Source organism: Phenylobacterium sp., from assembly GCF_036402295.1.
Taxonomy (GTDB): domain Bacteria; phylum Pseudomonadota; class Alphaproteobacteria; order Caulobacterales; family Caulobacteraceae; genus Phenylobacterium.
This window is the reverse complement of sequence record NZ_DASWTE010000100.1, coordinates 1-9436: the sequence shown is the minus strand read 5'-3', so window position 1 is coordinate 9436 and position 9436 is coordinate 1. Positions and strand designations below refer to the sequence as shown.

At 69.4% G+C, this 9436-nt stretch carries 13 protein-coding genes; 8 read left to right on the top strand and 5 right to left on the bottom strand.

Translation table 11 applies throughout. The annotated features are described in order from the left end of the window. The 6 genes from VGD44_RS06435 to VGD44_RS06410 all read left to right on the top strand — a co-directional run. Positions 1-283: FHIPEP family type III secretion protein (locus VGD44_RS06435; protein WP_331085060.1), on the top strand; the 283-nt coding region annotated here is incomplete at its 5' end. 443 nt (positions 284-726) lie between these two features. Next, positions 727-936: a hypothetical protein gene (locus VGD44_RS06430; RefSeq protein WP_331085058.1), complete on the top strand. Its 210-nt coding sequence runs from the start codon at positions 727-729 to the stop codon at positions 934-936. 104 nt (positions 937-1040) lie between these two features. Further along, positions 1041-1652, top strand: coding sequence for a TetR/AcrR family transcriptional regulator (locus VGD44_RS06425; protein ID WP_331085057.1), 612 nt, complete (start codon positions 1041-1043; stop codon positions 1650-1652). Continuing rightward, entirely contained in the window at positions 1652-2308 is a 657-nt protein-coding gene (locus VGD44_RS06420) for an SRPBCC domain-containing protein (RefSeq protein WP_331085055.1), read from the top strand. The genes VGD44_RS06425 and VGD44_RS06420 overlap by 1 nt, the downstream gene beginning before the upstream one ends. 1 nt (position 2309) lies before the next feature. Further along, positions 2310-2669, top strand: coding sequence for a hypothetical protein (locus tag VGD44_RS06415; RefSeq protein ID WP_331085052.1), 360 nt, complete (start codon positions 2310-2312; stop codon positions 2667-2669). Between the two features lie 87 nt (positions 2670-2756). Then, the gene (locus tag VGD44_RS06410; RefSeq protein WP_331085050.1) at positions 2757-3110 is read left to right on the top strand and encodes a DUF4282 domain-containing protein; all 354 of its coding nucleotides are present in this window, start codon (positions 2757-2759) and stop codon (positions 3108-3110) included. Between the two features lie 4 nt (positions 3111-3114). Here the strand turns inward: VGD44_RS06410 and VGD44_RS06405 are convergent, their stop codons facing one another. Continuing rightward, on the bottom strand, positions 3115-4041 hold the full coding sequence (locus VGD44_RS06405; protein ID WP_331085048.1) for an MBL fold metallo-hydrolase: 927 nt from the start codon (positions 4039-4041) through the stop codon (positions 3115-3117). Between the two features lie 87 nt (positions 4042-4128). On the opposite strand from VGD44_RS06405, the gene VGD44_RS06400 reads away from it, so the two are divergent. Beyond that, positions 4129-4962, top strand: coding sequence for a LysR family transcriptional regulator (locus VGD44_RS06400; RefSeq protein ID WP_331085046.1), 834 nt, complete (start codon positions 4129-4131; stop codon positions 4960-4962). Here VGD44_RS06400 and VGD44_RS06395 read toward each other — a convergent pair. The 4 genes from VGD44_RS06395 to VGD44_RS06380 all read right to left on the bottom strand — a co-directional run bounded on the left by VGD44_RS06395 (position 4959) and on the right by VGD44_RS06380 (position 8572). After that, entirely contained in the window at positions 4959-6110 is a 1152-nt protein-coding gene (locus tag VGD44_RS06395; protein WP_331085044.1) for a P1 family peptidase, read from the bottom strand. The two genes, VGD44_RS06400 and VGD44_RS06395, sit on opposite strands and share 4 nt — an antisense overlap. A gap of 50 nt (positions 6111-6160) precedes the next feature. Continuing rightward, a complete protein-coding gene (locus VGD44_RS06390; protein WP_331085043.1) occupies positions 6161-6571 on the bottom strand; it encodes a flagellar export protein FliJ in 411 nt (136 codons plus the stop codon). Between the two features lies 1 nt (position 6572). Then, the gene (gene fliI, locus VGD44_RS06385) at positions 6573-7907 is read right to left on the bottom strand and encodes a flagellar protein export ATPase FliI (protein ID WP_331085042.1); all 1335 of its coding nucleotides are present in this window, start codon (positions 7905-7907) and stop codon (positions 6573-6575) included. Between the two features lie 305 nt (positions 7908-8212). Beyond that, a complete protein-coding gene (locus VGD44_RS06380; protein WP_331085041.1) occupies positions 8213-8572 on the bottom strand; it encodes a hypothetical protein in 360 nt (119 codons plus the stop codon). Positions 8573-8855: 283 nt separating this feature from the next. Between VGD44_RS06380 and VGD44_RS06375 the strand changes: the two genes are divergently transcribed. Then, positions 8856-9436 (top strand): response regulator transcription factor (locus VGD44_RS06375; RefSeq protein WP_331085040.1); only part of this gene is annotated, 581 nt, incomplete at its 3' end.

The window sequence follows — 9436 nt, the reverse complement described above, 5'->3', positions numbered from 1 at the left end:
CCTATCGGGCGAGTGGGAGAACGCCTTCGCCGACGCCCTGGTGGGCGGGGGCGAGGAAAAGCAGCTGGCGCTGGCCCCGTCGCGCCTGCAGGACTTCATCCGCGGCGTCCGCGAGACCTTCGAGCGCGCGGCCATGGCCGGCGACACCCCGGTGCTGCTGACCAGCCCGGCCGTGCGGCCCTACGTCCGCTCGATCATCGAGCGCTTCCGCGGCCAGACCCCGGTGATGAGCCAGAACGAGATCCACCCCCGGGCTCGGCTGAAGACCGTCGGGACGATTTAGGAGCCGCCGAGCCGGCGCCTTGACCGACGGCTCGACCGTTACATCGTGAGGCGTCTGGCATAGGGGCCCCGCGTCATGATCCGATCCCTGCGGAGCGCCGCCGCTCGCCACCGTCCTCGCGCTCACGAGCGCCTGTTCGCCCGCGCCGGAGAAGGCCGCCAAGCCGCCGACGGCGACCGCCGCCGCGGCCAAGGTTACCCTACGGCGCCAACAAGGCAGCCAGCGGGACGTTCACGCACGACGGGGTGACCTTCTACTACGAGGTCTACGTGAGGGAGAGCCGCTGCTCCTGGTGAACGGCAACGGGGGCAGCATCGGCGACCTCGCCGCCCAGATCGACCACTCCAGGGCGAACCACAAGGTGATCGCCATGGACAGCCGCGACCAGGGACGCTCCGGCGATAGCGCGGGTCGCATCACCTACGAGCAGATGGCAGACGACCTTGCTGCCTTGGTCGACCACCTCAAGCTCGGCCCGGTCGAACGCCAACCTGGCCGTGCTGCCCAACGCCACGCACGCCGTGCCCTACGACGACCCCAAGCTCTTCAACGAACCCATCGACCGGTTCCTGAACACCCCCTTCAAGAAGAGGGATCGTGTCGCCGACCTGGTGGCGTCGCTGGAGAAGATCGCCGCGGAGAAGGCGAAGTAACCCCCGCCGCCTCGGCCTCCATGGCGCCCACCACCCAAGCAGCGCTTGAACGCTCACTCAAGCCGTGCTTCTGTCTGGGTTGAACGCTCAATCAAGCGGACGACATGGACGACGTCCCTACCCGCCACCGGCTGGTTTTCGCGGCCATGAAGCTCTTCGGGGAGAAGGGCTACCTCAGTACATCCGTACAAGACATCCTGCGCGAGGCGGGCGCGAATGCGGGGAGCCTGTACCACGCGTTCCCCACCAAGCAGGACGTCCTGATCGCCGTGCTGGACCTCTACCGCCAGGGCATTGAGCCCATGCTGCTCCAGCCCGCCTGGGACGGGATGGACGACCCGATCGAGAAGATCTTCGCCCTGCTCGCCCGCTATCGCGGCATGCTGGAGGCGACCGACTGCCTCTACGGCTGCCCGATCGGCTCGATCGCCCTGGAGCTGCACGAGCCGGACCCGCCCGTGCGCGAGCTGCTGTCGGCGAACTTCAGCCAGTGGGTGGGGCACGTCGAGCGCTGCCTCGTCGAGGCCGGTGACCGGCTGCCGGCCGACCTCGACCGCCACATGGTCGCGACCCTGGTGCTGAACGTCATGGAAGGCGGGGTCATGCAGTCGCGCACCCACCGCACGCTGGACGCCTTCGACGCCTCGGTGGCGGGCCTGCGCGACTACCTCAACCGGCTCGAGCAGGCCGCCAACCCAGGGGGACGACCACAATGATGAAGACGGTGGGACGGATCGTGGCCGGCGCCGCGGCTGGGGCGCTTATTGCGGGCGCCGCCGCCGCCCAGTCGGTGAAGGACTTCCCCGATGTGGCCGACACCTCGTTCGTGCAGGCGAACGGCCACAAGGTGCTGCGGATCGCCTTGGACGTGCCCGCGCCGCGCAAGGCCGTCTGGGAGCGGTTCACCACCACCGAAGGCTACCGCGCCTGGGCGACGCCCGTGGCGCAGGTGGACGGCAGGCTCGGCGGGATGATCGAGGGCAGCTACGATTTCAAGGCCCGGATCGGCGACGCCGACAACATCCGGAACCAGATCGTCCTGCTGGCGCCCGAACGGACGCTGGCGATCCGCAACGTGAATGCGCCCAAGGCGCTGCCCGGCGGCAAGGCGTTCGGCGAGATCGTCACGGTGATGGAGTTCGACGACGTGGCGGGCGGCACGCGGGTGACGTTGACGGCCGTCGGCTACAAGCCCGGCGAGCCCTACGACACGCTCTACAGGCACTTCAGTTGGGGCAACGCCTATTCGCTGACGAAGCTCAAGGAGAGCTTCGTGAAGGGGCCGATCGACTGGAAGCAGGTGCAGGCGCAGCAGGAAGCCAAGGCCGCCTCGGCAAAGGTGGCGTCCGGCGCAACCAAGGGGGCGAACTGACATGGACATGAAGACCTTCGGCCGGGTCACCCTGGCCGCGACCGCCGCGCAGGTGGGCATGGTCGTCGCCGGCCACTACTCGGCGGCCGTCGCCAGCGGCTTTGCCCTGGGCGGCATGGGCATCTCGTTGCTGGCCGGGGTCTTCTACGCGCGGATCGCGCGCGGCGGCTGGGTCGCCAGCCTCGTTGGCGGCCTGCTCTCGGGCGGAGTCTGTGCGTTCCTGGGGATCGGCGTCTCGGTGTTCCTGGGCGACGTGCCGCCCTCGCTGCTGGCGTTCGGCACGGCCGGATCGGCGGTCGCGGGCCTGATCGGCGGGGCGGCCGGCAAGGCGACCGCGCCGCGCCCTACCGTCACGGGCTGAGCGGAGGCCGTTGCAGGCCGCGGCCCCGGCTGATAGCGGTTCGGGCCCGGGCGACGCATGCGCCCGCCACTGAGTCTCGGATATCGGATGCGGCGACCTCTTGAGCGACCCCAGGGCCCTCGCGGGCAGTTCCTGTGGGACCTGCTGACCTTCGAGAAGCTGATCACCGGCACGCTCGTCCACCTCGTCTACTGGGCCGGCCTCGGCATCATCGGCGTGATGGCTTTCGGGGTGCTGGGCGCCTCGGTCGGCGTGGCGATCCGCGAAGGCGGCTGGGGCTATCTGCTGGCCGTCGCCGTGCTCGCCATCGGCATGCTGGGCGTCTTCATCGCCGTCCTGTTGTGGCGGGCCTTCTGCGAGTTCTACGTCACGATCTTCAAGATCAGCGAGGACCTCCACGTCCTGCGCCAGGACGTGGAGCGCGAGCGGGCGGGACGCTAGGTCCTCACTTCCGCTGCAGCGGCGGCAGCGTCTTCCACACACGGTCGTCGTGCGCCGGCACGATCACCAGGCCCGGCACGGCCTGCCTGGCCGCGTGCAGCTTCTGCAGCATCGCCCAGGTCGCAGGCCCGTCCTTGTCCACCAGCGAGCGCGCCAGCATCGGCTTCTGGGCGGGGAGTTCCACGCCCTCGGCCTGCCAGGCGGTGTCGCCGACCAGGACGTAGCGCTTGCCGTCCGGCGTCGAGACGAACGCCGCGACGGAGCCGGGTGTGTGCCCGGGCGTCGGGACCAGCACCACGCTGCCGTCGCCGAACACGTCCCGACTCTGCGCGAAGCCGAGATAGGGGCCGTCCGGGAAGTCGTAGGCGCGATAGTTCTGCGTCCCGAGGTCGTGCGCGAGCTTGGCGCTCCCGTCGTCGCTGTTGACGAAGTCGAGCTCGGCCTTCGGGACCCAGACCGGCGTCTGCGGGAAGTGCTGCAGGCCGCTCACATGGTCCCAGTGGGCGTGGGTGAGCACCACCGCCGTCAGGCTCGACGCCGGGACGCCGGCCGCCGCCAGTTGCTCGGCCACCGGGCTCGTCAGCACGGGCCTGATCGTCGCCTGCATGATCGCAGGCGCGGTCTCGAAGTGTTGCGTCAGCTCGCGGCCGTAGCCGGCGTCGAACAGCAGCTTGCCCTTCGGATGGTCCACCAGGATCGCGCCGGCGACGAAGGTGCGCTTGTCGTCCTGGCGACCGCCCTCGAAGGCCATGCCGGCGGTCGACTGCGTGGAGCCGGACGGGATCGCGCTGATCGTCATCCCCGCGGGCGGACGGGCCGCCGGCGGGGCGGCGGGAACCGGCGGCGCGGCTTCGGAGGCGGGTGCGCAGGCGGCAAGCGAAACGGCGACGACCACGGCGGCGAGGGAGGGGAAGGTCTTGTGGGAAGGCATCGGGGTTCTCCTGAACATCCGAGACTTGGCCGCCTTGTCCCGCATATGTAAAATATCGATATCCGACCATCGATATAGGCTGTGACTATGGAATTGCGGGAGCTGCGCTACTTCCTGGCGGTCTACGAGACCGGAAGCGTCACCGCCGCCGCCCGCCGCTGCTTCATCTCCCAACCTTCGATCTCGGCCGCCATCGCGGCCCTGGAGCGCGAGCTCGAGACCATTCTCTTCGTCCGCCACCGCAAGGGCGTGACCGCGACGGACGCGGCCGTGGCGCTCTACGACCGCGCGCGCCGGGTGGTGGACGACGCGCTGTCGCTGAAGGCGCTGTTTGCGCCGCCGCCCGCCTCTGAGGTGACCCTGGGCCTGATGCCCAGCCTCGACATCCCGCGCGTGCTGCCGCTCTTGAAGCCGCTCACCGAGGCCGGCGACGTGCGGCTGTTCCTGGTGGCCGCCGACGAGCCCTGCGACGCGCGGATCGTCGCCCGATCCATGACCGACGAAAGCGAGGCCTTCGCGCCGCTGTGGTCGGAGGGCTATGTGCTCGCCCTGCCGCCGCGCCACGAGCTGCGCCTGAAGCCGCAGGTGATGCTGGCCGACCTGGACGGCCTGCCGCTGATCGGCCGCTGCAACTGCGAGAACGCCGACCAGACCGGCGACCTGGGCTTCAAGCCGCAGATCGTCGCCGTCGCCACCACCGAGGAGTGGGCCCTGGCGCTTGTGGAGGCCGGCGTCGGCGCGACCGTACTGCCCGAGGGCGTGGTCCGCGCGGACGCCCGCGTCGCCACCCGCCCGCTCGCCGACCTGGGCCTGCGACGTGAGGTCGGCGTGGCCTACCGGCGGGCGGATGCGACGTCACCGGCCGTGACGCGGATCCTGGAGGCGGTGGGCCATGCACCGCCGCGCAAGCGCGCCGCCTAGCGCCGCGGCTTGATCAGCTTCGGGTCCAGCGCCTCGCCGCGCACGGACTTGCCGTCGAGGTCGCGGCTCTCGATCGTGCGGGCCTTCAACAGCGAATTCAGGATCGCCTCCTCGGTGGCGTCGGCCACGGCGACGAACAGCGGCGAGAGCTGGTCGTTGGGAAGCTCGGCCACCTGCGAAACCGCACTGCGCCGCGCCGGCGTGCGGCGGACCTCGGCGGCGGTGGAGAACGCTATGGCGTAGTCGCCCGACCGATTGGTGAACGCCGAGCCCGTCCGCGCCAGGCCGGCGAAGCTGCGCCTGGCCAGCCGGGTCAGGTTGCGGTCGCTGAGCGGGGCGTCGGTGGCGATCACGATCATGATCGAGCCGTCGGCGACCGACGGCGGGGCCGATCCGGCCGCCGGGGCGTGTTCGTGCAGGTAATAGCGACCGGAGCGCCGGCCCACCGGATCGCCGTCGACCATGAGCGTGCCGCCGTAGTTCGACTGCACCAGCACGCCGACCACGTAGCCGCCCAGCGCCTTGGCCAGCACCCGCGAGCTCGTTCCGATCCCGCCCTTCCAGTCGAAGGCCATGGTCCCGGTCCCGGCGCCGACCGCCCCCTGCTCCACCGGCCCGGCCTTGGCTTCGGCCAGCGCCTTCAGCACGTCGTCAGGTGCAATCACCCGCTTCCTGATGTTGTTCAGGTAGCCGTCGTTGGTCTCGCCCACGACGGCGTTGACCGAGCGGACCTTCTCGTTGCCGGGCTGGGCCAGCGTCCAGGTGAGGAGCCCGTCGAACGCGCGCGGCACGGCGAGCGTGTTGGTGAGCACGACCGGCGTCTCGATCTCGCCCAGCTCGATGATCTGCGTCGTCCCCGTCAGCTTGCCGAAGCCGTTGGCCACCGCGACGCCCGCCGGGACCTTGTCCTGGAACACGTTGCCGCCATGCGGGAGGATGGCGGTGACGCCGGTGCGCACGTCGTCGCCCTCGATGCGGGTGACGTGCCCCACTTTCACGCCGGCGACGTCGGTGATGGCGTTGTCGGGGCCGGGGCGGAAGACGCCCGGCGCGATGCCGAGGTCACGCGCGCTCGGCCGGTCGGCCGCCTGCGCCGCGCTCGCCACCATGGCGGCCGCCAGCACGCCCGCCCTCATCTTCCGACGCATGTGAAACTCCCTCGCGAGGCGCGGAGCCTCGCCGCTGGGAGGGGTGGCGTCTACCCTACCGCGCGCTTGCGCAGGCCGAGCTCGTCCAGGGCGGCGGCTTCGATCCGGCCCTGTTGCTTGCGGGCCTCGACGCGGAGGCCTTCGGCGATGTGCTCGTACTTCTTCTGGGCCTCGAAGGCCTCGGAGAGCGCGTCGCGGGCGCCCGCTTCCTCGATGAGGATGACGTCGATCTCGGACCGGACCTTGGCCTTGCGGACCTTCAGCCCCTCGAAGAACCCGGCGCGGTAGATGCCGGCCGCGGCTTCCTGGGCGGAGAAGGCCATCTCGGCCTCGCCCTCCGCCTCGAGCATCGCGAGGCGGAGCTCGGCCGCCACGCGGCGGTCGACGATCTCGGCCAGTCGCTTCTGCAGGACCTCGGCCTCGTAGGTCGACAGCTTGATCAGGGATTCGGCCCAACTCACTTCAGGCGGCTCCGTTCAGGATGTCGGCGAGGCCTTGGAAGCTGTCTTCCAGGCTGGTGACGTCGTTGGGGTTCTGCGACAGGAACCGCTCGACGGCGGGATTGAGCTCGATGGCCCGGTCGATCAGGGGGTCGGCGCCTGCGCGGTAGGCGCCGATGCGGATCAGTTCTTCCATGTTCGAATAGGCCGAAAGCGCCTCGCGCGCCTGGCGAACGACCTCGCGCTCCTCCATGCCCTGGCAGCCCGGCATGGTCCGACTGATCGACTTCAGCACATTGATCGCGGGGAAACGGCCGCGCTCGGCGATCGCGCGCTCCATCACGATGTGGCCGTCCAGGATGCCGCGGACGGCGTCGGCGATCGGCTCGTTGTGGTCGTCGCCGTCCACCAGCACGGTGAAGAGGCCGGTGATCGGCCCCGCCTTGGTGCCGTCCGGGCGGATCGGGCCGGGGCCGGCGCGTTCCAGCAGCTTCGGCAGCTCGGTGAAGACGGTGGGGGTATAGCCCTTGGTGGTCGGGGGCTCGCCGGCGGCCAGGCCGATTTCGCGCTGGGCCATCGCGAAGCGGGTGACCGAGTCCATCAGGCACAGGACTTCCATGTCCTGGTCGCGCAGGAACTCGGCGATGGCCATGGTCATGTAGGCGGCCTGACGGCGCTTGAGCGCCGGCTCGTCCGAGGTGGCGACCACGACGATGGCGCGGCGCAGACCTTCCTCGCCCAGGGTCTCCTCGATGAACTCGCGCACCTCGCGGCCCCGCTCGCCGATCAGACCCACCACGACGGCGTCGCAGTCGGCGTTCTTGGCCAGCATGGACAGCAGCACCGACTTGCCGACGCCGGAGCCGGCGAACACGCCCAGGCGCTGGCCGCGGCAGCAGGTGGTGAAGACGTTCATGGCCCGCACGCCCAGGTCCAGGCGCTCGCCCACGCGGGCGCGGGAGTGGGCCGAGGGCGGCGAGGCGCGCAGCGGATAGGCGGCGACGCCCTGTGGCAGCGGCCCCTTGCCGTCGATGGGTTGGCCGAAGCTGTCAACGATGCGGCCCAGCCAGGCCTTGGTTGGCCGCACGGCCGAGCCCAGGGGCTGGATTCGGATCTCGGCGCCCGGCGCCACGCCTTCGACCGGGCCGAAGGGCATCAAGAGCGCCCGGTTCTCGCGGAAGCCCACCACCTCGGCGGCGACCGGCTTCTCGGCGAAGCGGGTGATCTCGGCGCGCGCGCCGACAGCCAGCCGCGAGAGGCCGCCGCGGGCCTCGATCAGGAGTCCGTTCACCGCCGCGACGCGGCCCGACACCGTCAATGGATCCAGCCGCTCGATCGCGGCCACAAGGCTCTGCACGCACGCCCCTTGAGCTATGCCCCGGAAGATGGGCTGGCAGCCTTAAGGGGGTATGAAGAACAGCCTCTGCCGTAGGCCCCGCTCGGCGATTTTTGCCGCGTCCAGGCGCCGCAGCCGGCCAGAGCCGATCCGTGCCGGGCGATGCAGAGCCTCATCGGCCGCGAGGGCGACCGAAACCTGAAGATTTGTGGTTGCACTCTGGGGCCGCCCGAGGGCGCCCATTTCGCCTTGGCGACCGCTCGCACACCAACGACGCCGGCCATGTGGGCCATGGCGGGCGTCGTGGAGCCTGGTCGCTTGCGAGCCTAGTGGATCTCGGTCGTCGGCGGTGTCGCCGCGGCCTTGCGGCTGCGGGTCTTGGCGACCACGGCTTCGGTCGTAGCCTTCGCCTGGTCGATCAGTTCCTCGCCCTTGGCGCGGGCATCGTCGATCATCGCTTGGCCCTTGGCCTTGGCGTCGTCGATCATCGGGCCCGCGGTGGCCGCGATCTTCTCGCGGTTGCGCCAAGCCAGCACGCCCGCCACGCCGACCGCAGCGGCGCCGATCAGGAACAGCGGATTCTTCGGCAGCGCCCGCAGCATCGGGCCCAGCGCGACAGCCTGCTTCACGTAGTCGCGGCGCCAGGGCATGCGATAGCGCTCGAGGGTTTCGGGATGGTCCGTCATGGTTTCACTCCGGCCTTGCTTGCCGGTCAAAACCCCTGCCGCCACAAGGTGTTCCCGCCCCTGCTTCGGAACCGCCGTCCAATCACAAAAGATTCAACTGCCGGCCGACTCCGGGCCCCGTCGGCTCAGCTTGAGTCCGAATCCGAAATCAGATTAACGATTCTCACCGGGGAGCCAGTCCCATTAACCGGTCTTAAAGGACGGTAGGGCAGGTTAACGGCGAGCCAGAGAGCGGATTCACCAGAATTCGCCGGGAATGCGGGGACGCGGGCAGGAGAGGCTAATGCGCGTATTGTTGATCGAGGACGATAGCGCGACCGCGCAAAGCATCGAATTGATGCTGAAGTCCGAAGGTTTCAACGTCTATACGACCGACCTGGGTGAAGAAGGCGTCGATCTGGGGAAGATCTACGACTACGACCTCATCCTGCTGGACCTGAACCTGCCCGACATGAGCGGCATGGACGTCCTGCGCACGCTGCGCGTCGGCAAGATCAATACCCCGATCATGATCCTGTCGGGCACGGCCGAGATCGAGACCAAGGTGAAGACCTTCTCGGGCGGCGCCGACGACTACATGACCAAGCCGTTCCACAAGGATGAGCTGGTCGCCCGCATCCACGCCGTGGTCCGCCGCTCGAAGGGCCACGCGCAGTCGGTCATCAAGACCGGCGACATCGTGGTGAACCTCGACGCCAAGACCGTGGAAGTGAACGGCATCCGCGTGCATCTGACCGGCAAGGAATATCAGATGCTCGAGCTGCTCTCGCTCCGGAAGGGCACGACGCTCACCAAGGAAATGTTCCTGAACCACCTCTACGGCGGCATGGACGAGCCCGAGCTGAAGATCATCGACGTCTTCAT